The 20,738-nt window shown below is 39.1% G+C and carries 26 protein-coding genes; 7 read left to right on the top strand and 19 right to left on the bottom strand.

From position 1 onward, the window contains the following. Positions 1–205 precede the first annotated feature (205 nt). From ACQKMR_RS05425 to spoIIM, 7 genes are all read right to left on the bottom strand, one after another. Complete coding sequence (locus ACQKMR_RS05425) at positions 206–1,510, bottom strand: pyrimidine-nucleoside phosphorylase (RefSeq protein WP_427696374.1); 1,305 nt, start codon at positions 1,508–1,510, stop codon at positions 206–208. A gap of 66 nt (positions 1,511–1,576) precedes the next feature. Further along, entirely contained in the window at positions 1,577–2,389 is an 813-nt protein-coding gene (locus ACQKMR_RS05420; protein ID WP_427696373.1) for a purine-nucleoside phosphorylase, read from the bottom strand. A 17-nt stretch (positions 2,390–2,406) separates the two neighbouring features. Further along, positions 2,407–3,594: a phosphopentomutase gene (gene deoB / locus ACQKMR_RS05415; RefSeq protein ID WP_427696372.1), complete on the bottom strand. Its 1,188-nt coding sequence runs from the start codon at positions 3,592–3,594 to the stop codon at positions 2,407–2,409. Between the two features lie 305 nt (positions 3,595–3,899). After that, positions 3,900–4,793: a site-specific tyrosine recombinase XerD gene (xerD, locus tag ACQKMR_RS05410; RefSeq protein WP_427696371.1), complete on the bottom strand. Its 894-nt coding sequence runs from the start codon at positions 4,791–4,793 to the stop codon at positions 3,900–3,902. Between the two features lie 5 nt (positions 4,794–4,798). Further along, positions 4,799–5,026, bottom strand: a complete 228-nt coding sequence (locus tag ACQKMR_RS05405) for a YqzK family protein (protein ID WP_427696370.1) — start codon at positions 5,024–5,026, stop codon at positions 4,799–4,801. 221 nt (positions 5,027–5,247) lie between these two features. Then, positions 5,248–5,706, bottom strand: a complete 459-nt coding sequence (locus ACQKMR_RS05400) for a Fur family transcriptional regulator (RefSeq protein ID WP_053348129.1) — start codon at positions 5,704–5,706, stop codon at positions 5,248–5,250. A 118-nt stretch (positions 5,707–5,824) separates the two neighbouring features. After that, positions 5,825–6,472: a stage II sporulation protein M gene (gene spoIIM, locus ACQKMR_RS05395; protein WP_427696369.1), complete on the bottom strand. Its 648-nt coding sequence runs from the start codon at positions 6,470–6,472 to the stop codon at positions 5,825–5,827. A gap of 151 nt (positions 6,473–6,623) precedes the next feature. On the opposite strand from spoIIM, the gene ACQKMR_RS05390 reads away from it, so the two are divergent. Continuing rightward, positions 6,624–7,187, top strand: coding sequence for a GNAT family N-acetyltransferase (locus ACQKMR_RS05390; protein ID WP_427696368.1), 564 nt, complete (start codon positions 6,624–6,626; stop codon positions 7,185–7,187). A 68-nt stretch (positions 7,188–7,255) separates the two neighbouring features. Here ACQKMR_RS05390 and ACQKMR_RS05385 read toward each other — a convergent pair whose 3' ends face one another. Next, complete coding sequence (locus ACQKMR_RS05385; RefSeq protein ID WP_427696367.1) at positions 7,256–8,434, bottom strand: endonuclease Q family protein; 1,179 nt, start codon at positions 8,432–8,434, stop codon at positions 7,256–7,258. Further along, positions 8,435–8,986 carry an NUDIX hydrolase gene (locus tag ACQKMR_RS05380; RefSeq protein ID WP_427696366.1) on the bottom strand — a complete coding sequence of 184 codons (552 nt, stop codon included), beginning with the start codon at positions 8,984–8,986 and terminating at the stop codon, positions 8,435–8,437. Positions 8,987–9,061: 75 nt separating this feature from the next. Here ACQKMR_RS05380 and mciZ point away from each other — a divergent pair, with 75 nt between their 5' ends. The 3 genes from mciZ to ACQKMR_RS05365 all read left to right on the top strand — a co-directional run bounded on the left by mciZ (position 9,062) and on the right by ACQKMR_RS05365 (position 10,903). Further along, the gene (mciZ, locus tag ACQKMR_RS05375; protein WP_427696365.1) at positions 9,062–9,223 is read left to right on the top strand and encodes a Z-ring formation inhibitor MciZ; all 162 of its coding nucleotides are present in this window, start codon (positions 9,062–9,064) and stop codon (positions 9,221–9,223) included. 57 nt (positions 9,224–9,280) lie between these two features. Then, positions 9,281–10,189: an aldo/keto reductase gene (locus ACQKMR_RS05370; protein WP_427696364.1), complete on the top strand. Its 909-nt coding sequence runs from the start codon at positions 9,281–9,283 to the stop codon at positions 10,187–10,189. A 288-nt stretch (positions 10,190–10,477) separates the two neighbouring features. Further along, a complete protein-coding gene (locus tag ACQKMR_RS05365) occupies positions 10,478–10,903 on the top strand; it encodes an organic hydroperoxide resistance protein (protein ID WP_377408354.1) in 426 nt (141 codons plus the stop codon). A gap of 311 nt (positions 10,904–11,214) precedes the next feature. Here the strand turns inward: ACQKMR_RS05365 and ACQKMR_RS05360 are convergent, their stop codons facing one another. The 4 genes from ACQKMR_RS05360 to ACQKMR_RS05345 all read right to left on the bottom strand — a co-directional run bounded on the left by ACQKMR_RS05360 (position 11,215) and on the right by ACQKMR_RS05345 (position 12,784). Further along, the gene (locus ACQKMR_RS05360) at positions 11,215–11,343 is read right to left on the bottom strand and encodes a hypothetical protein (protein WP_427696363.1); all 129 of its coding nucleotides are present in this window, start codon (positions 11,341–11,343) and stop codon (positions 11,215–11,217) included. A gap of 285 nt (positions 11,344–11,628) precedes the next feature. Then, entirely contained in the window at positions 11,629–11,868 is a 240-nt protein-coding gene (locus ACQKMR_RS05355; RefSeq protein WP_427696362.1) for a hypothetical protein, read from the bottom strand. A 35-nt stretch (positions 11,869–11,903) separates the two neighbouring features. After that, the gene (locus ACQKMR_RS05350; RefSeq protein WP_427696361.1) at positions 11,904–12,341 is read right to left on the bottom strand and encodes a MarR family winged helix-turn-helix transcriptional regulator; all 438 of its coding nucleotides are present in this window, start codon (positions 12,339–12,341) and stop codon (positions 11,904–11,906) included. A 182-nt stretch (positions 12,342–12,523) separates the two neighbouring features. Beyond that, positions 12,524–12,784, bottom strand: a complete 261-nt coding sequence (locus ACQKMR_RS05345) for a YqkE family protein (RefSeq protein WP_427696360.1) — start codon at positions 12,782–12,784, stop codon at positions 12,524–12,526. Positions 12,785–12,912: 128 nt separating this feature from the next. On the opposite strand from ACQKMR_RS05345, the gene ACQKMR_RS05340 reads away from it, so the two are divergent. Then, the gene (locus tag ACQKMR_RS05340) at positions 12,913–13,824 is read left to right on the top strand and encodes an alpha/beta hydrolase (protein ID WP_427696359.1); all 912 of its coding nucleotides are present in this window, start codon (positions 12,913–12,915) and stop codon (positions 13,822–13,824) included. 53 nt (positions 13,825–13,877) lie between these two features. Here ACQKMR_RS05340 and ACQKMR_RS05335 read toward each other — a convergent pair whose 3' ends face one another. The 3 genes from ACQKMR_RS05335 to ACQKMR_RS05325 form a co-directional block, all read right to left on the bottom strand. Further along, complete coding sequence (locus tag ACQKMR_RS05335; RefSeq protein ID WP_427696358.1) at positions 13,878–14,201, bottom strand: iron-sulfur cluster biosynthesis family protein; 324 nt, start codon at positions 14,199–14,201, stop codon at positions 13,878–13,880. A gap of 252 nt (positions 14,202–14,453) precedes the next feature. Beyond that, positions 14,454–15,467, bottom strand: a complete 1,014-nt coding sequence (locus ACQKMR_RS05330) for an ABC transporter permease (protein WP_427696357.1) — start codon at positions 15,465–15,467, stop codon at positions 14,454–14,456. Then, entirely contained in the window at positions 15,467–16,189 is a 723-nt protein-coding gene (locus tag ACQKMR_RS05325; RefSeq protein ID WP_427696584.1) for an ABC transporter ATP-binding protein, read from the bottom strand. Before ACQKMR_RS05325 ends, ACQKMR_RS05330 begins: the two co-directional genes overlap by 1 nt. A 122-nt stretch (positions 16,190–16,311) precedes the next feature. On the opposite strand from ACQKMR_RS05325, the gene ACQKMR_RS05320 reads away from it, so the two are divergent. After that, positions 16,312–16,914 carry a TetR/AcrR family transcriptional regulator C-terminal domain-containing protein gene (locus ACQKMR_RS05320; RefSeq protein WP_427696356.1) on the top strand — a complete coding sequence of 201 codons (603 nt, stop codon included), beginning with the start codon at positions 16,312–16,314 and terminating at the stop codon, positions 16,912–16,914. Positions 16,915–17,116: 202 nt separating this feature from the next. Here ACQKMR_RS05320 and ACQKMR_RS05315 read toward each other — a convergent pair whose 3' ends face one another. Further along, positions 17,117–17,410 (bottom strand): YolD-like family protein, encoded by a 294-nt coding sequence (locus ACQKMR_RS05315; protein WP_427696355.1) that lies wholly within the window; start codon positions 17,408–17,410, stop codon positions 17,117–17,119. A gap of 77 nt (positions 17,411–17,487) precedes the next feature. Continuing rightward, positions 17,488–18,750: a DNA polymerase thumb domain-containing protein gene (locus ACQKMR_RS05310; protein WP_427696354.1), complete on the bottom strand. Its 1,263-nt coding sequence runs from the start codon at positions 18,748–18,750 to the stop codon at positions 17,488–17,490. Between the two features lie 413 nt (positions 18,751–19,163). On the opposite strand from ACQKMR_RS05310, the gene ACQKMR_RS05305 reads away from it, so the two are divergent. Then, positions 19,164–19,823 carry a C40 family peptidase gene (locus ACQKMR_RS05305; protein ID WP_427696353.1) on the top strand — a complete coding sequence of 220 codons (660 nt, stop codon included), beginning with the start codon at positions 19,164–19,166 and terminating at the stop codon, positions 19,821–19,823. 84 nt (positions 19,824–19,907) lie between these two features. On the opposite strand, the gene ACQKMR_RS05300 is transcribed toward ACQKMR_RS05305, so the two are convergent. Then, positions 19,908–20,438 carry a hypothetical protein gene (locus ACQKMR_RS05300; RefSeq protein ID WP_427696352.1) on the bottom strand — a complete coding sequence of 177 codons (531 nt, stop codon included), beginning with the start codon at positions 20,436–20,438 and terminating at the stop codon, positions 19,908–19,910. Positions 20,439–20,738: the final 300 nt, after the last annotated feature.

Genomic DNA, 20,738 nt, shown 5'->3' with positions numbered 1-20,738 from the left:
ACACCCATTTTTATACAAATAAGTTCATTTTAAGATAAATTTTGTAAATATAATAATTATTAGGAAAATTAACACAAAAATAAAAGAGGCTGCGCATAGGCATCCTCTTTTTAAAAATCATGGGATTATATTAAGCAACATAAGCTTTTCTAATGTTACAAAAAGGTCACTCTCTAAAAAAAAGAGCGACCTTTTTGAAGTTACATTATTCCATAATCTCTTTATAGATAAGCGTAGGTTTTTCGACTTTTTCTTTTGAGATAGAAATGCTTTCATACAATTTTTCTTTTACTTCTGAAACATCTTCAAAATTACTGTAAATCGTCACCAGAGATTCACCTTTTGCCACGACTTCTCCGATTTTTTTACGGAGTACTAGCCCAACTGCTAGGTCAATTTCTGATTCTTTAGTCGCTCGTCCGGCTCCTAAAAGCATAGCCGCTGTTCCAACTTCATCGGCAACGATTTTTGATACATATCCATCTTCTTTTGCTTCAAGCTCAAAAGTATAAGCAGCCTGCGGAAGTTTTTCTGGCTGATCTACAACCGATCCATCGCCTCCCTGCGCTTCTAGGAAAACCTTAAATGAGTTAAGAGCAGAACCATCTTTTATAGCGTTTTCAAGCAGAGTTCTAGCTTCTTCAAGCGAGCTTGCCTTTTTAGCAAGGAACACCATATGACTGCCTAGTGTTAAGGAAAGTTCCGTTAAATCTTCGGGACCTTCACCTTTAAGCGTATCGATTGCTTCTTTCACTTCTAAAGCATTCCCGATTGCGTAACCTAGCGGCTGGCTCATATCTGAAATTACAGCCATCGTGTTTCGCCCAACATTATTCCCGATGCTCACCATTGCATGAGCTAATTCTTCAGAGTCTTCGAGAGTTTTCATGAATGCGCCTGCTCCCGTTTTCACATCAAGTACAATTGCATCGGCACCTGCAGCGATTTTTTTACTCATAATTGAACCAGCAATCAACCCGATGCTGTTAACGGTAGCCGTTACATCGCGCAATGCATATAACTTTTTATCCGCTGGTGTTAAGTTACCACTTTGACCAATAACAGCTATTTTATTTTTATTCACAAGTCGTATAAACTCGTCATTTTCTATTTCCACATGAAAACCTGCAACAGATTCCAATTTATCAATTGTTCCGCCTGTATGGCCAAGACCGCGTCCTGACATCTTCGCTACCGGAACACCAACTGCAGCCACTAATGGTCCAAGAACAAGAGTTGTCGTATCACCAACACCTCCAGTGGAATGTTTATCTACCTTAACTCCTTCAATCATAGTTAAATCAATTTGATCGCCCGATTCAACCATAGCCATGGTTAAATCAGCACGTTCCTGCTCATTCATACCTTTGAAATAAACGGCCATTGACCAAGCACTCATCTGGTAATCAGGAATGGTTCCATCAGTAAACCCTTGGATAATGAACTGAATTTCTTCCGTAGAAAGAGCCTCTCCATCACGCTTTTTCTCGATTAAATCTACCATTCTCATATTAGATACCCCGCTTTTTTAAAGACACCGCTACATTTAGCTGTGCTTATTTTATTTTGAACTGTTTTATATGTCTTTAACGATTTGTTTAACAAATTCCAGAAAACTACTTTTCACTTTTTCCGTCGTTTCAATTACTTCTACATGTGACAACGGCTGATCTAAAATGCCTGCAGCCATGTTGGTAAGGCATGAAATACCGAGTACCTTCATATCGCTATGTCTTGCCACAATGACCTCCGGAACAGTGGACATGCCGACTGCATCCCCGCCAAGAATCCTTGCCATTTTCACTTCTGCGGGTGTTTCATAAGTCGGACCTGAATTTCCAATATAGACACCTTCTTTAATGTCCATACCTAGAGATGAAGCAATTTTTTTAGCTTGAGCTCGCAGCTCTTTGTTATATGCTTCTGACATATCAGGGAACCTAGGACCAAAACGCTTTTCGTTTGAACCAATTAATGGGTTTGCTCCCATTAAATTGATATGATCCGTAATTAGCATCAAGTCTCCTGGTGCAAAGCTTTCATTAACACTTCCCGCAGCATTAGTTACAATTAACTGCTCAACTCCAAGAAGCTTCATTACACGCACAGGGAATGTGACTTTCTCCATAGAGTATCCCTCATAAAAATGAAAACGACCTTGCATAGCTACAACTTTTTTGCCGCTTAGAATACCGATGACAAGCTGGCCTGCATGTCCCTCAACAGTTGATACTGGAAATTCTGGGATATCGTGATATGGGATCGTAATTGGATTCTCAATTTCATCTGCTAATACACCAAGTCCCGAACCAAGAATCAATCCTATTTCTGGAGAACCATCAATCTTACTTTTTATAAATGAGGCAGCTGCTTCTATTTTTTTAAACATATATTTATTCTCTCCCCTTAATTCATATCGCCCAAAATATTTTTTCCGAAAGCAGGCATTTTAACATCAAAGTTAGCAGCGACTGTCGCCCCTATATCAGCAAATGTATCCCTTATCGGAAGCTCGGTAGCTTCTGTAAATCGTTTAGAATAAACTAATAATGGCACATATTCACGTGTATGGTCGGTCCCTTCATGTACCGGGTCATTTCCGTGATCAGCAGTGATGATTAATAAATCGTCCTCTTTTAACTTATCGAGTACTTCTGGCATTCTAGCATCAAATTCTTCTAATGCCTTTCCGTAACCCTCTGGATCACGTCGGTGACCGTATAAAGCATCGAAGTCGACCAGGTTAAGGAAACTTAAACCATTGAAATCCTGTTCGATGGTTTGGATTAATTTATCCATTCCGTCCATATTAGATACGGTCCTTAAGGATTCAGTGACCCCTTCTCCATCAAAAATATCCGATATTTTCCCGATTGCAAGAACATCATATCCGGAATCTTTCAATTCATCCATAACCGTCCTGTTAAATGGTTTTAAAGCATAATCATGACGATTAGGCGTTCTTTTGAAGCTGCCTGGTTGGCCTGTGAAAGGTCTTGCGATTACGCGTCCAACCTTGAATTCATCAGCCATTGTTACTTCACGTACTATTTCACAAATTCGGTATAATTCTTCTACCGGAACTATATCTTCATGGGCAGCAATTTGTAAAACTGAATCCGCTGATGTATATACAATTAATGCACCAGTTTTCATATGTTCTTCGCCTAGTCTTTCTATAATTTCCGTCCCGCTAGCCGGAATATTTCCAATAATTCCACGACCCATTTTCGCTTCGAGGTCATTGACTAATAATTCTGGGAAACCATTTGGGAACACACGAAATGGAGTAGATATATTTAACCCCATTATTTCCCAGTGTCCGGTCATCGTATCTTTTCCTGTAGACGCTTCTTTCATTTTCGTATAGTATGCGAGCGGTTGCTTCGCTTTATCTATCCCTTTAATTTCACGGATATTGCCTAAACCCAATTTTGCGAGATTCGGCATGTTCAATCCATTCATTTTTTCTGCGATATGACCGAGTGTATCTGACCCTTTATCACCGAATAAATCTGCATCCGGTGCTTCACCAATCCCTACTGAGTCCATAACCACTACAAAAATACGTTTAAACGCTGAATTCCCTTTCATGCTCATTCCTCCTAAAATAGTAAATCAGTTTTTATACTCTCTATATTACCCGTATACTGTTTAGTTACTCTTCAATAAAATGAAAACCTCGAGAACGTCAGAAGTCTGACCTCTCTACATTGTAAACGATTACCATGATGGAGACAAATAATATATTTCTGAAAAAAAAAGTATCACTAGATGTTCACAATGTCCACTACAGCAATTTGGTATCGACCGTTTATTCTCTTTCAATTTCGAAAAAGGCTGCTCCTTCATCTGTTTTGCAGTGAAGTTCACAACCTCTCTATCATTCTACTAAACTTCTAAGCTCGCGGATGGAATTTTGAATATACATCCTTAATCCTAACGTTTGTAATATGCGTATAAATTTGCGTCGTCGATATATCCGCATGACCTAGCATCTCTTGGACGGCTCGCAAATCTGCCCCATTCATTAATAGATGTGTCGCGAAGGAATGACGCAAAGTATGTGGTGTGATTTCTTTTTCTATTTGCGCCGTTTTCACAAGTTTCTTTAAAATCTTCCAAAATCCCTGTCTTGTCAGCCTGTTTCCATGATGATTCAAAAAAAGTGACTCTGTTCGGTGCTTTGGACTAGCTAATTTCCCTCGCGCCCTATCCAAATAATGTTCAATAGCACCTAGTGCCGTTTGACCTATTGGAATAATTCTTTCTTTATTTCCTTTTCCAATACAGCGGACAAAGCCCATCGATGCATGAACATCACTCACATCCATTGATATTAACTCACTAACGCGCATCCCTGTCGCATACATCAATTCAAGCATCGCCTTATCACGCAAACCAAATTCATCCATTACCTTTGGGGCTTCTAATAACGCTTCCACTTCTTCCATGCTTAGCACTTTTGGGAGGCTTCGCTCTGGTTTTGGTGTTTCTATATGTAAAGATGGATCCTGGTCGGTCACCCTTTCTCGGAGAAGAAATTGATGAAAAGACCGAATGGAGGCAATATGACGCGCTACCGTTTTCGACGATTTGCCCTGATCCTTCAAATGAACGAGAAAATGCAAGATGTTCACCCTCCGCGAATCATTCCAGGTGGTAATGGTTTCAACATTTTTCAAGTAGCTCCAATATGAATTTAAGTCGCGTTCATAAGAAACGAGCGTATTCTTAGCAAGTCCTTTTTCAATGGTTAAAAAATGAATAAAATCCCTAATTTGATTCTCCATATTCATTACTCCCCGTTTAAATAAAACAACATTAAGCGTTCAAGCCATGCATCATCACCCGTATCAACAGCCTTTGATACTTTTACAGCCATACCTTTTGGTTCATCATAACGATGATAATTTTGATATTCCTGATTTAACCATACCATTCCTATATAAAAAAGAATAGTGAAGCTAACAAAGAGAATCATCACTTTAGCTGTATGTAGAACAAGCGACAATGAAGTTTTCATCACCTTTCCCCTCCCATTCTATCCTTTGTATCAATCTATGCCCAACAGGACAAGTTTTATACATGTTTCGGTAAGAAGAAAGCAAAACAGCTATAAAAGAGAAAAGAGACGTTATCCTAATTTCCTGAATTCAGCTACATGTTGAATGAACCTTACTCTGCAGATATTTTCCCTTTTAAAAATGCAGAAAACCTTCTCCATTTAATGGAAAAGGTCCGACTTTATTCACCTTTATTCTCGTCTTTCTCATGGCATCGATGACAAATACCATGAAATGTTAATCTATGATCTTTTATCTTGAAGTTCCAGTCGCGTTCTACAATGGATTCTACGTCTTCAAGTAAGTCTTCTTGAATCTCATCTACCGCACCACATTCCACACAAACAAGATGATGATGGAAATGTGCAGCCCCTTCTTGTCTTAAATCATAACGGGAAACCCCGTCTCCAAAGTTAATTTTATCTACTATCTTCAATTCAGTCAGCAACTCTAGCGTACGGTATACTGTTGCCAATCCAATTTCCGGCGACTTTTCTTTGACAAGGAGGTAAACGTCTTCTGCGCTTAAATGATCCTCTTCGTGCTCAAGTAAAACGCGGACGGTCGCTTCTCGCTGAGGCGTTAGTTTGTAGCTGGACGAGTGCAACTGCTTTTTTATTCTATCAATTCTGTTTTCTATTTCCATACCTATATTCCCTCCCGCGCCGCTATCTTATCCATTATATCAAATGAGGGAAAACTGTCAAAATAGATTTCTTGTTAATGATAAAAAAATTGTTGTGATTAGCAAATTTCCTTCAATGGCCCAGGAAACTGACGACATTTTTCATTAAAGAGGGTGATAAGTATGCTTCAAATACAGCAGCTGCAATTAAAAATAATCCTGACAAAATTAATGAAAAAATATAGCGTGATATAATTGGCTTCAGCGGCTCACGAATTTGCTTTAGGAAAATCCGGCTGATCATTTTCATTGATAGCGAGACAGCAAGGACCGTTATCACGATGAAAATCGGTACAATGAATATATTTTGTGGTAGAATTGCGACAAATGATAATAAGAACCCGCTCCACCCCATTTGATTAACTAAAAAGCCTACTGTAAACCCTACAACCATTCCTTTTATAAATAACAAAATCAAGATAACCGGCAACCCAATGACCGAAATCCCAAGTATCCAAATGAGGCCTATATATTTTATGTTATGCATAATACTTTGGCTAAACATATCATGCGAAGATGCAAATTCCCCTTTGGTAACTTGTCCAAAAAATTGTGACAAATAATAGAACAAGTCCTCTTTTTGGGTAAAACTCAAACTATTAACGAGTACAGCGCCAAAAATGACACCCATTAAAAAAAGCACAGTGATAAAGACATATAATGAGGAATGTTCGTTAATGTGTTTCATTACGGCATTTTGTACGACAGATTTTTTTTTCATCTTTCATCCTCCCAACTCCGCTTACTAGAATCTATGTTTTTACTCTTTCATATATGCTAAAGAAAACAAGGATGAATTCCTAATCAGGAAAAGCACCTCAGAGTAATATTGTGTTATAATTTTCCACAACCATTACTTGGAGGTGTTATATATGAAAGCTATATTAATGGATTTCCCAGAAAAAATTGAAACTCCACGGCTATATTTAAGACCTTGTCAACCTGGAGATGGAATTGATGTGTATGAAGCCATTGTCCGTTCCCAGAATGAACTAAAACAATGGCTTCCATTTGCCCATCAGGAACCGTCCTTGGAAACCTCAGAACAGAACGTCCTAAAAGCCTTTGCGGACTTTATTTTAAAAGAGGATATTAGACTTCATATTTATAGGAAAGAAGACGACAAATTCATCGGTTCCACTGGGTTGCACCGAATTAACTGGGATATCCCCAAATTTGAAATTGGCTATTGGATTGATACGATGCACAGTAAAAAGGGGTACATAACAGAAGCGATAGAAAAGTTAACCCAATTTGCTTTTCATCATTATGGGGCAAAACGTGTTGAAATCCGCTGTGACGCTAACAACCTTGCTAGTAAACGAATTCCCGAAAAACTAGGGTTTACTCTTGAAGGAACTTTACATAATGACTGTCTAAGTGCAGACGGTAAGGAATTGCGAGACACCTATATATATGCAAAAACAGCAAACTAAAAAAAGTCCTGACAGTATAAACTTCCTCTGTCAGGACTCTTTTTCCTTCACTTACATAAACAAATAATTTAGCTGTTCTTTTTTACTTTCCCATATTTCCCCCCGCCCCCTACTTCAAAAGTAAGCTCCCCTTTTCTGGCAGAATCGATATAGTGGGCCAATTTTTCAGGAACGATTTCTGTGAGCTGTTCTAGGGTTACCTCATGAAGGATATTCATCTCGGTTCCGAATGCCTCTAGAAGTTTTTCCATTGATTTTGGACCAAGTCCCGGGATGAAATCGAGCGGTACTTGATGAATATATGGCGGTCTTTCCCTTCGTTTCTCTCCATTTATTTTAGGAACTGATAGTTCCTCTATTCGAGTCGACACCCCTTTTATGATAGTCTTGTTACCACATTCAGGACATTGTTCATTATCCCTTAACAATTGATGTAAACATCCTGAACAAACGGTTTGATGATATTTTCCCAATAAGGGATTCAACCCATAATTGACTGCTACTTTACGTCCTTCTTTATCTTGAAGGGCTTTTGCCAACTCATTAAAACTTGGTTCTTTAAGCCGAAGCTTTTGATATTCACGAGCAATTTTCCCAAGTGAATGGGCGTCAGAATTCGTCACGAAGACATAGGATTCTAACTCTTTTATATCCTTGACCATATCTGTATCAGAACTTAACCCAAGCTCGATGGCGTCGATTAACTCAGGATCGAATACTTCAGCCAGACTCGATCTTACCCCTTTACCATATAGACTTTTAAAGGGAGTAAAAACATGCGCTGGGATAAATAAGCCGCCAAGTGATTTTACGATTTTTTGCAGCGTTCTTCCTTCACAATAAATTCTTTGAGAGCTTAAGGTGATATTTTTAACATAACCGCTCATCCACACCGAAAAATTCTTCATCGCTTCCAAAGTAGGAAAATAGGCAAGGACATGGATTGGGCCATTACAATGCTGATCATAAATTTCAATTTCAGAGCCTGGAATGATTGTTGTGTTCCGGTAAAGAAGACCGCCTTCATCCTTCTCCGTAATCTTCCCGTCCAGAATTCCTGCTTCAATCTCTTCGATAACTTCAGGAGAATGGCAGTCAATTATCCCGATTAAATCGAGACCTTTTCTCTCACTTGCCACTTCTATCACCTTGCTGAAGGTTAAGGTTTTAGCACCGGTTATTTTTACGGCCTTTCCACTTCTTGTTCTGCCTATGTGGATATGCAGGTCAGCGTAACACTCTTTCATTTATGAATTCATCACCTTTTTCAACTGCAGATACTGAACTGCATATGCCGTTTTGGCATCCTGGATTTTCCCTTCATCTATATAGGTTTGAGCTTCCTCTACCGTAAGCTCAATCACCTCGACAAATTCATCCTCATCCAAGGGGGCCGCATTTTCTTTCTTTTTCAAACTGTGGGCCACATAAATATGGACCAATTCATCAGCAAAGCCTGGGGACGTATAAAAGGAAATGATATGCTCCATTTTTTCGCATACATACCCTGTCTCTTCTTCAAGTTCCCTTTCTGCCGACAGAATCGGTTGTTCGCCTTTTTCAAGCTTTCCTGCAGGAATTTCAACCAGACTTCTCTCCAAAGCTTTACGGTACTGTTCCACCATGATGATTTTATTGTCTGCTGTAATCGCTATGATTGCAACTGCTCCCGGATGCTTGATGATTTCACGTTTACTTGTTTTTCCATCTGGAAGCTCCACATCATCCACCTGTAGGCTGATTACTTTACCGGTGAAGACTTTTTCCGAAGATATCGTTTTTTCTTCAAATTTTTTCATCCTGACCACTCCTCTGTTCTAATTGCAGCATTATTCTTCATACATTTTACCATAATAAAGATGGAGGGCGATTTGATGAAAGTTTATGTATTGGAAAAAGGCGTCATTTTATCTGGAAAGAGTTGGGAAGTCATTCAAAAACTAAAACAATTGCAAAATAAATATGTCTATATCAATGATTGGATTGCCGACATACACGATCAGCAGGCAACCTCTCCTTTAAAACGAATCAAGTGAATTCTTTGAGCGAAATGGATTTGTCCTTTACAATGTAGGTAAAGGGAGTGGATAAAATTGAAAAAACGCAGACTAGGAAATTCAGAGTTATTTGTATCTGAAATCGGGCTCGGCTGCATGTCATTGGGTACTGTCGAAAGTCAGGCATCTGAGATCATACAGGCTGCTTTGGATGAAGGAATCAATTATTTTGATACTGCTGACTTATATAATTTCGGTGTGAATGAAGAAATCGTCGGAAAAAACCTAAAATCGGTCCGCGACCAAGTATACATAGCCACTAAGGTCGGAAACCGCTGGAATGAAAATAAGGATAGTTGGAGCTGGGACCCATCTGGCACCCATATCAAAACGGCAGTCAAGGACAGCTTAAAACGGCTAGGAACCGATTATATTGATCTTTATCAGCTACACGGGGGCACGATTTCAGACAATATCGATGAAACAGTTGAAGCATTTGAGGAGCTAAAAAAGGAAGGCTATATCCGGTACTATGGAATTTCCTCAATTCGCCCCAACGTAATTAAGCAATTTACCGAAAAGTCTGATCTTGACTCCGTGATGATGCAGTACAGCCTACTCGACCGCCGCCCAGAAGAGTGGATGCCTCTTTTGGAAAACAATCAGATCAGCATCATTGCCCGTGGCCCCCTTGCCAAAGGACTACTTAGTGAGAAAATGCTTGAAAAGGCAAATGAAAATGGTTATCTTGACTATAGTTATCAAGAACTTAAAGATCTACTTCCACAATTAAAGAACAAGCTTTCCGGTAGAAAGTTGAATGATACGGCCTTGCAATTTATATTGTCACACAAAAGCGTTGCTGCTGTCGTACCTGGAGCAAGCTCATTACAGCAGCTCCGTGAAAACTGCCGTGCCGTTAACAGCTCTTCGCTTTCTGAAACTGAACTTGATGTGTTGAAGCAGTTGACCAAAGCAAACAAATATGAAAGTCATCGGGAATAAAAGGGAGAACTTAAACTAACCTTGTGTTTCCAAGAAAAAATATAAACCAGCAATAGGCTACCTTATCTCCGTTTAACCAACGTGATAGGCAGCCTTTTTCCGTTCCTTCGTTTTTTTCGTCTTACTGCTTCTGTACCGCTTTCAAGTTTCCCATCATTCTAATCCCTTTTCCAAACCAATTTAACTTCATACCAACGTTTTTAACTTTTTCTTTGGACATTCCAAAATTAATATTGTAAAATTCAATTGCGCACAATTAAAAAATAAGAAGATAAGGGAGAAAAAATGATGACAAAAACATTATTTACAACGTCTGTAACAGTTGATGGCGGAAGAGAAGGAACGGCAATTTCTGCTGACGGCAACTTCACGGTTGATATTGCGATGCCTGGAACACCTAGGGCTAAACAGATGCCTGAAGCATCTAATCCGGAACAGCTTTTTGCAGCTGGATATGCTGCATGTTTTGATAGTGCTTTGCAATCAGTTGGTAAAATTGAACGCGTTTCTTTCGATTCCAAAGTCACCGCAAGCGTCAGTCTTTTGATGGGTGAGATGCATCAGTACAGCTTGGCTGTAACTTTGGCCGTGAAGGGATCCGGGGTCGACAAGGAGACATTCGAAACCCTTGTTCATAAAGCGCATCAAATGTGTCCTTATTCAAAAGCAATTAATGGCAATGTGGACGTCACCTTTGAAATAGATGTAGATTAAATCCGACAAAAAGACGCTTGGGGTTACCAAGCGTCTCAGACTGTAGACAAACTCGAAGAAAAGCGAGTTTGCCTGCAGTTTTTTATTTGAAAAAGTTGCAGTTGATTTCAGTTGAGACAGGCATGTTCCTATTGTCGGTCTACAGTTTTTTTAGGGTTATTCGTGTTCTATCTAAAAGAAAAACAACGTTGATTGGAATGGAAGGTACGAGACTCTTGCGGGAAAAGCGCGTCTAGGGGAGACCCCGCAGGCGCAAAGGTGCCGAGGAGGCTCCCGGACCGCCCGCGGAAAGCGAGTGCCTGGAGTGGAAATCATTTCACAAACCCTTTTTCAGAAATCCGCTCCCTTTTCGCCGACTGTCTGCCAAGCCTCATCAAAGCAAGCGCCTTTGGTGTCTCGGCTAGCCAGTTATTCGGCAGGAGTGTCGCAAATTTCTTCAATCCAACAAGGTTTCATCATATAAAACAGTAATAAATCATGGAGTATAACCAAGTCTTGGTTTAATGATTTGGTAATAATCACCTCAGACTGAGACAGGCATGTTCTATTGTCGGTCTACAGTTTTTTTAGGGTAATCCGTGTTCTATCTAAAAGAAAACAACGTTGATTGGAATGGAAGGTACGAGACTCTTGCGGGAAAAGCGCGTCCAAGGGAGACCCCGCAGGCGCAAAGGCGCCGAGGAGGTCCCGGACCGCCCGCGGAAAGCGAGTGCCTGGAGTGGAAATCATTTCACAAACCCTTTTTCAGAAATCCGCTCCCTTTCCGCCGACTGTCTGCCAAGCCTCATCAAAGCAAGCGCCTTTGGTGTCTCGGCTAGCCAGTTATTCGGCAGGAGTTTCGTAAATTTCTTCAATCCAACAAGGTCATTCCATATAGAAAGGTAATAATTCTGAAGGATAACCAAGTCTTCTTTTATAGTCATGGTTCGGGGTACAGACCATTCCGAATCTCCTTTTGTCGACAAAAAGACGCTTGGGGTTACCAAGCGTCTTTTCTTTGCTAAAATTCCTGTAATGTTTTCAATAGTTGGAGCAGCGAAGCTTTTAAATCCTCAACCACCTTCTTATCATCACCCGACATTGCCGAAATGCGATTGGGAATGAAACAGGCCTCTTCCTGTAAACCAAGTCCCTTTTCCGTCAACTTAATCATGACAGACCGTTCATCTTCAGAAGAACGTTCACGGACAATCAAGCCATTCTGCTCCATTCGTTTCAACATGGGGGTAAGCGTTCCTGAGTCGAGGGCAAGGAGCTCCCCTAGTTTTTTTACTGTAAGTGTATCCTGTTCCCATAATAGAAGAAGAACAAGATATTGAGGATATGTTACTTCAAGTTTATCAAGCAGCGGTTTATATTTCTTTGTCATTTCCCTTGAACTTGCATAAAGAAGGAAACATAATTGATTTTCCAGTACATATTCTAATTTTCTTTCCATCATATCACCAGCTAGTAGTAGTCCATTTGATATGTGAATACACATCAAACTTATCTTTAATATAATCGTTAAACTTTATAAAATAAAGCAATATTGGTTATGGAATAAATATCGTCGTCCTCTTTCAGAAAGAGTGGTTTATCAAAAAGGGAGACAGTACCCAAGTCTGCTCCCTTTTTTCATCATTTATAGTTCTTCCAGTTAAGATCGCTTTCTCCCAGCAGCTCTTCGAATGATTTATTTTTCTCACGCCGCTTTCTTTCTTCGCGTTTTTTTTCTTCTTCCGCTGCTTTTTTCTCTTGTTCAGCATCATTCAGTTCTTTTTGCTTTTGACGAAGCTGGGACATGATATCTTGATTAAGCATATCACCAAGTTTCAATGATGATGACTCTTTATCTTGTTTTTTGCTTTGACTTTGATTCCGTGGCTGTTTCTTTTTCATCCCTAAAACCTCCTAGCCATTATGAAATTATTATATCACGACTGCGGTTTCTCTCATTATGATTTTCAAACAGTGTTTTCTCCATTTTCCTCATGGTAAAATAAAGAAAATAACTAAGGAGGATCTTCATGAAAAAATGGTGGCTTGCATTGGCTGGAATTCTGACCTATATCATCGGCGTCGGCGTTTATTTTTCTAATCGGATCATGTACATGAAAAAGAAGGAAGATGATTTTATCCAAAATCGTGAAATCATGGCTAAGCGTCTGATTAGAGAGGATTTTGATAACCTACCTAAAACTGAAATCTGGGTACCTTCACCATCAGGATATTCCTTGAAATGTTTGTTTATCGAACCGTTTGAATCGAATAATTGGATTATTATTTCTCATGGTGTGACTGAGAACAAAATTAATTCGATTAAGTACATGAATATTTTTCTTAAGCGCGGCTTCAATGCTATCATTTATGATCATCGCCGACATGGAGATTCTGGTGGTAAGACTAGCAGTTATGGTCATTATGAAAAATTCGATTTGAAGGCCGTGATTGACGAATTGAAAAGACGTAAAGGCTCCGACGGCCTTCACATTGGCATTCATGGGGAATCTATGGGAGCCGCGACTCTGCTTCTTTATGCTGGGATGCTTGAAGATGGCGCTGATTTTTACATTGCCGATTGCCCATTTTCTAACTTTGAGGAGCAGATCAAACACCAAATCAACTCGGTAATCCCTTTGCCCTCTTGGACCGTGTTTCCGCTTGGTCGTACGTTCATCAAACTTCGTGACGGATATTGGACTAAAGAAGTGTCACCGATCAATTATATAAAAAATATTAAAAAACCAGTACTGTTCATTCATAGTGAATATGATACCTATATCCCTGTTTCCATGACAACGGAATTATATGCAGCAAAAGAGGGCCCAAAGCAGCTGTACATTGCTAAAAAGGGCGCCCACGCTCAATCTTATAATGAAAATCCAAAAGAATATGAAGAACAAATTGATCTGTTTCTTAAACAGCTTGTTTTGAGATAGAAAAAGAGAGGATATCTATCATGAAAGCTTGATATCCTCTCTTTTTCTTCTTTTTAGATTTTATTAAAGTAACTCATTCTCGGATTTAAGATTTGATTCGGACTTTTTAACTGAAAGCTATTCGCTTCCGGCACAAAGTCTATTTTCATAACTTCATCCAGAAAAATCATTTTTGACTTTTCTACGTACAGAGAGATTCCGTTTGTTTCCACTCTCTCGTTACCTTCATCAAGTTCGCTGACCAACCATAGTGCTGTGACACCACTCACAACGCAGCCACAGCCATCTGTGTCATATTTCAACTGTAAAAATCCTTCTTGCCCCTGTATCTTACCGGCTATTTTATCTGCCGCTCTTTCCGTCCATTCAATATACATGATTACATACCTCCTCATGTGTTTTCGTTCCCTCATTATAAACGATAAAAACGTTTCTGTTAATGAAACTGCTTTAGTCCACTTTCAAGATACTCGATGAGGTTCTTTTTCACCAATGTTGCCTCCATTAAGAAAATCACTGCTCAACGTTACTGATATTTCCTTTTATTTCCGATAAAAAGTCCTATCAAACAGCCCTTCACCTATTATTCTATTAACCTTACATGCGCTATATCGGCTTAACAGATATATTTATAAGGCACGATATTTTTTTAAACTAAAAATATTGAAAGTGATAAAAACAATGGCAAATGCAAGGAGAATGAGTAAATCTATCACAACCTCAGCGAAAGTGAAGCCTTTGTACATAATACCGTTCAATGCATCCGATGCGTAGTAAAGTGGCATGATTTTGCCAATTTGTTGCAGCCAGTCTGCCATGCCATCTAATGGAAAAATACCCGTAAAGAAGATTTGTGGAACGATGACGAGTGGAATAAATTGTACCATTTGAAATTCAGATGTTGCGAAACTCGATAACAATGTACCGAGTGATAATGCCACAAGTGCGACAAGTATATTCGTCAATAAAACGAGCCAAATGGAGCCGACGAGTACAATATCCAGCACATTTACCGCGTATAGTACAACAATTATAGTCTGAATGAGTGCAAACAAACCATATCCAATTACATAGCCTGCAACAATTTCATATCGTTTAATTGGTGTCACAAGTAACCGTTCTAATGTACCACTTGTACGCTCTTTTAGCAGCGCAATCCCCGATATTAAAAAAACAAAGAAGAAAACGAAAAAACTAACGAGCATTGGACTAAAAATATCAAAAATCTTCGTATTTGCATCACCATACACATAATGTGCATCAATCGAAGGATTGTTTGCATCTCCTTGCAAGCCTTGCGCTAATTTCATTTGAACGGCCTTAGCACGAGACGGTTCATCATTTAAAAGGGTCAGTTTCATGTTGCCATTTTCAAATTGCAGCCAGCCGTCGATGTTATTTTTGGCCATGCTCTCTTTTGAAAAATGCTTGGCAACCGTTACTTGAAAATCTGCTTGTTTCAATGCTTCAGCGATGTTTTCATTACTACCTGTAACAACGATTTTTAAATCACTCGCTTCTGAATGAAAAATAAAATATATGAGCGTTAAGATGAGCAATGGTGCAAAGAAGAGTAAAGCAAGTGTTCTTCGATCTCGGAGCATTTGTCGTGTAATTCGTGTAACAAGAGATATAATACGCATTACATCTCACCTACAATCTTTAAAAACACTTCATCAAAGGTTTGTGCCCCGAATTGTGTCTTTAATGCGGCAGGTGTGCCGGATGCGATGATTTTTCCTTCACGTAGCATCGCTAGTTTATCGCAACGTTCTGCTTCATCCATTACATGCGTTGTAATGAGGATTGTTTTATGCTCATCATTTTTTAAACGTTTGAGTTCCTTCCAGATGGATTGTTTCAACATAGGGTCCATGCCGACAGTTGGTTCATCTAAAATAAGAATTTTCGGATTTTGGATGAGGGCAATAGCAAGTGACAGGCGACGCTTCATGCCGCCAGAATAATACGCAACCCGTATGGACAAATCATTCGTTAACTGTACGATTTCGGCTGCATACTGAATGCGTTCTCTTTGTTCCTTTTTCGATAAACGGTAAAGCTTTGCAAAAAATTCAAGATTTTCAGCACCCGTCAGTTCTGTATATAAGGCATCGGACTGCGCCATATATCCGATTTCTGATAACAATGCTTCATTTGGCACTTCACAATCAAGCACTGTGATTTTTCCAGCGTCCGGCTTCATCATACCGACAATCATTTTAATTAAGGTCGTCTTCCCGCAACCAGATGGTCCTAATAAGCCGAAAATTTCTCTTTCTGCAATACTCAGGTTTAATGGCTGAATTACTTTTTTGTGTTTAAAGCCTTTAGCAATTTCTTCAATGGTAATCGCATATTTCACTGCACGCACACCCTTCCTCTTTAATAATTAACACGGTGTTGAATGTATCAACATTCTAAGATAGTATTTGGTCAAATACAATCAACACATTTTTGAAGACTGTTTAGTGAAGGAGAAATTCGATGGCGACGACTCATGAGCAAAAGGCCCAAAAAACGAAACTGCACATTCAACAGCATTTTATCGCACTTGTTGAGGAAGAAGGATTTCAGCATGTATCGGTGAAAAAAATTGCAGATCGCGCGAGTATTAATCGAGGTACATTCTATTTGCATTATGCAGATAAATATGAGTTGATGGATCACTTACAGCAGGAATTGTTAGCAGAACTTCAAGTTCGCATTACTTCTATTCTACCAAAAGAGGCTTTTTTAGCCCTCCATCAGCAACAATTATATCCACCATTTGTAGCAATTTTTCAATTCATTAGTGAGCATGCCCATGCATTGCGTGCCATTCTTGGCGATCACGGAGACCCCTCCTTTGCAAAAAAATTGAAGCATATATTTGGTGAAATACTATTAGAACGTTTAATTCGTCAACATCCAGCAGCACAAAATGATGCTTTTCGTAATTATATGCACGCCTTTATGACATCTGCCATTTTAGGGGTAATTCAGGAGTGGCTGGATAATTGCGAAAAGCAAACGGTAGAAGATATGGCGAAAATCCATTTTCAAATTTTAAACTTTATCAGCCATTTACGTGCATTCATTGAGAAATAAATGTTGTCCGAAATTTCGTTCGGGGGGACTGTGAAACTTCCACTTGATGGCGACTTTGCTGAACCCTAGTATCAAGTTGGTTAAATCGTCGAAATAGCCTGTTTTGATCCTTTTGTTTTAAAAAACAGGCTATCCCTATTTTTCAATGGCAATTAAACCAAAAATCATACTTAATATTCAATTTCAATAATGTTTACTAACTTTAAGATACACTTCTTGGATGCCTGGCTAATAATTCGTAATTCTCCTTTAGTCCATCGATATAATGAATATTACCAATAAATTTATTAATTTCACCTTTTTGATAATAAGTAAATTTTAGAGTAATATTCTCTTCCATGGCCCTACAGATAATTTCATTGAATTCTTCATATTTTTGTTCATCTAAAACCGGCTTTTCGACTTTATCCAGACCTTCATTATATTCTCTTAGTAATTTTACATGTTCCGGTAACATCATTGAAACCCATTTGATACGGCCCCTGTCGCGAATCACCTCGAAACACCTACTTTTCCATTGCATTTTGTGTGACATTATTATCTAAAATCACTTGTCACTACTGAATTTTTCTATCACGCCTTATGCCCACCAAGCAGCCTGCTTCGGTAAACAGCTGTACCTGCTTCTGTATACGAAACCGCACGCAACAGTGATTTGGATCCATATTTATGGCGAATCCGGTCAACCGTATAACCCAACTCCCGTTTTTTCCAGCGCGAAGCATCAAATAAAGTCAGTTGCATCTCGTTATCATCCACGATATTTGAGAGCGTGACCGATATGCTTCGAACTGTTTTTTGCTTATTATAGTTCTCATGAAAAAGCTCCAGACAGACTTTATATAACTCCATCGTAATGTTGGTCGGTTCGTTAATCGAACGAGAACGGTGAAAACCTCCGCCAAACTCATTCTTGCTATAGCCAATGCTTAGACTGACCGTCCTTCCTGCCTTTCGGTGAGTACGTGCCCTTCTTCCAACTTCTTCGCAAATTTCCACTATGACCTGCTTGACCTCATTCTCCTCCTTATAATCCCGCAGGAGAATTTGACTTTTGCCAAAGCTGACCTGTCCTTCGATAATCGCCGCTCCCATATCCGATAAATCTATTCCCCAAGCGTGGTGGTAGAGCTGATTGCCCATAATTCCAAACTTCGCTTCAAGTAATTCAAGATCATAATTGGCAAGCTGGCCAACCGAAAATATCCCCATTCCATGAAGAGTTTTTTCTACGCGTCTTCCGATTCCCCACATTTCACGAAGCGGAGAAATCGGCCAAAGCTTGTTTGGCACATCTTCATACTTCCATTCGGCAATCCCTTTATGTTTGGCCTCCAGATCAAGGCAAAGCTTCGCCATCAGCATGTTTGGCCCAATTCCAATGGCACATGGAAGTTGTAATTCCCGTTCGATTTCATCTTTTATTTTTTCAGCTATCACCCGGGTATCTCCCCATAAAGAAGCGGCTCCATCGACTTTCACAAAACTTTCGTCCACACTATAGACATGAATCGCTTCTTTCGGGACATAGCGGTTGAACAAGCGGGTAATTTCCGTCGAAATCCTTAAATAGGTTGCCATTTTAGGTTCAACGAGGACAATTCTTGGATCATTCGGGATCTCAAACATCCGCGAACCTGTCTTAATACCAAATTCCCTCTTCATTTTCGGAGAAGCCGCAAGCACAATGCTACCTGTCCTATTCAAATCACCAACCACCGCTAGATAACATTCGAGTGGATTCAAACCAAGCATGACCGCTGAACAGCTTGCATAAAAACTTTTCATATCAATACACATAATTGATTGTTTCGGCATCGTCCTATAATCCATCATTTCTTCACCCTAATAAGAATATACGTTCGCTTTTATTATATCCATAACTTTAACCGAATATACGTTCTCTTTCAATGGAAGTTTTATTGCAAATTTCTACTTTTTAAGGAAATCCCCTTCAAAAACTAAATATAACTAAAAAATACTAAATTACCATAAAAATACATTATAACCAAATAGTTTTTTAAAAATAGATTAATTAGTATCTTGAATAATTAAAAATATAACTTAATCCCCATTATTTTTTAAAAAAACCTCCCTTTTCAATAGCCTTTAGTCTAATCTTATTTTAGTCTTACTGCTCATTTTTTGTAATGAAACTGTAACCAAAATTATGTCTAATTGTCATAATGGTATTGTAGGATAATATTGTTAAGAATAATAGAGAGATAGAGAGAGAGGAAATGAAAATTATGAAGAAATGGATTGCTTCAGCTGCCGTTGCTTCTGCAATGATGCTAACCCCACTGCAAGCCTTTGCAAATATTGGAGATCAAACCCTCAGACCCGGAATGACTCATAGCGATGTCAAACAACTACAACAACTTTTAAAAACTAAAGGTTATTTCACATATTCAGGTTCACTGACTACATATTACGGCACCTATTCTACATCTGCAGTAAAAAAATTCCAAAAATCTAAAGGGTTAACTGCCGACGGAATTGCCGGCCGAGGCACATTTAATGCGCTTGGTGTTTATAATGTCAATAATACAAGCTTGATCAGCTATGCAAAAACCTTAATAGGCACACCGTACAAATGGGGCGGGACAACACCAACTGGATTCGACTGTTCAGGATTCATCTATTATGTATTCCAGAAATCACAAGGAATTACCTTACCGCGTACAACATCATTGCTCTATTCCAATACGGGTTTAAAAGTATCTTCACCATCTAAAGGCGATCTTGTCTTCTTCGATACTTCTTCTGGAAGAACAGGAGTATCGCATGTTGGGATCTATATCGGAAATGGTCAATTCATTAGTGCTACGTCTTCAAAAGGAATAACCATCACGGATATGGATAATTCTTATTGGAAACCAAAATATTTAGGTGCGAAAACTTTATAAAATACTGATAAGAACATAGGCTAAGTTCTTATAGAAATTTCTAAAAACTAAGCCGGGCAGAATTTATAAATGATTCTGTCCGGTTTAGTTTATATATAAGATTTCATCCGTAAAATCTTCTACAGTCACTATAAATGATGAATCTAGGTTGGAACGATTCATCATTTCGATATTATACACATGCTCTGAAGGTAAATGCATGACTTCAAGTACCATGAATCGCTGACTTTCCGCTTTGCTCATATGCTCAATTGCAGCAGTTACCGCCTTTTGTTCCGCCAAGCTCTTTTCGTCCGTTAGCACGCGAATCAATTCTGCTTCCGCTTTTGCAGGATATGTTTTCTTAATATCACCCCGATGCCATGGTTTTACCTTCATCCCGATCTCCAAGTCAGAATAATCGAGGTCATTACCATGTTGATCTTGAATATATGTATCATTGGTCACCTTATAATACGTCCCTTTAATCAAAATCTTTTTATCATCAAGATCCGTAATGAAACCTTCTTCCCCCTTATAAATGGCCTCATGCGCGTTCTTTTCTGAAGAGGATTGACAGCTTCCCAGAATAATAGCCACTAGTGTATATAAAAAAAGGTTTAACATCATCTTCATGAAAATCCCTCCTAAGAAATAGACGGATTTACCAATGAAATGGTTACCAATTTATTTAAAATAAAATAAAACTTCCGTAATTTTTAACAAAAGTGGAATGTCATTAGACACTCCACTTCAGACTGTAGACAAACTCGATGAAAATCGAGTTTGTCTACAGTTTTTTTTGAGGGTTTTAAAAATTCGAACGTTGATTGGAACGTAGGGCACTCGCTTTCCGCGGGCGGTCCGGGAGCCTCCTCGGCGCCTTTGCGCCTGTGGGGTCTCCCTTGGACGCGCTTTTCCCGCAGGAGTCTCGCA

This window comes from Peribacillus sp. NPDC096540 (assembly GCF_050278525.1).
Classification (GTDB): Bacteria; Bacillota; Bacilli; order Bacillales; family DSM-1321; genus Peribacillus.
The sequence above is the reverse complement of the archived record's forward strand: the minus strand, read 5'-3'. Positions and strand labels throughout refer to the sequence as shown.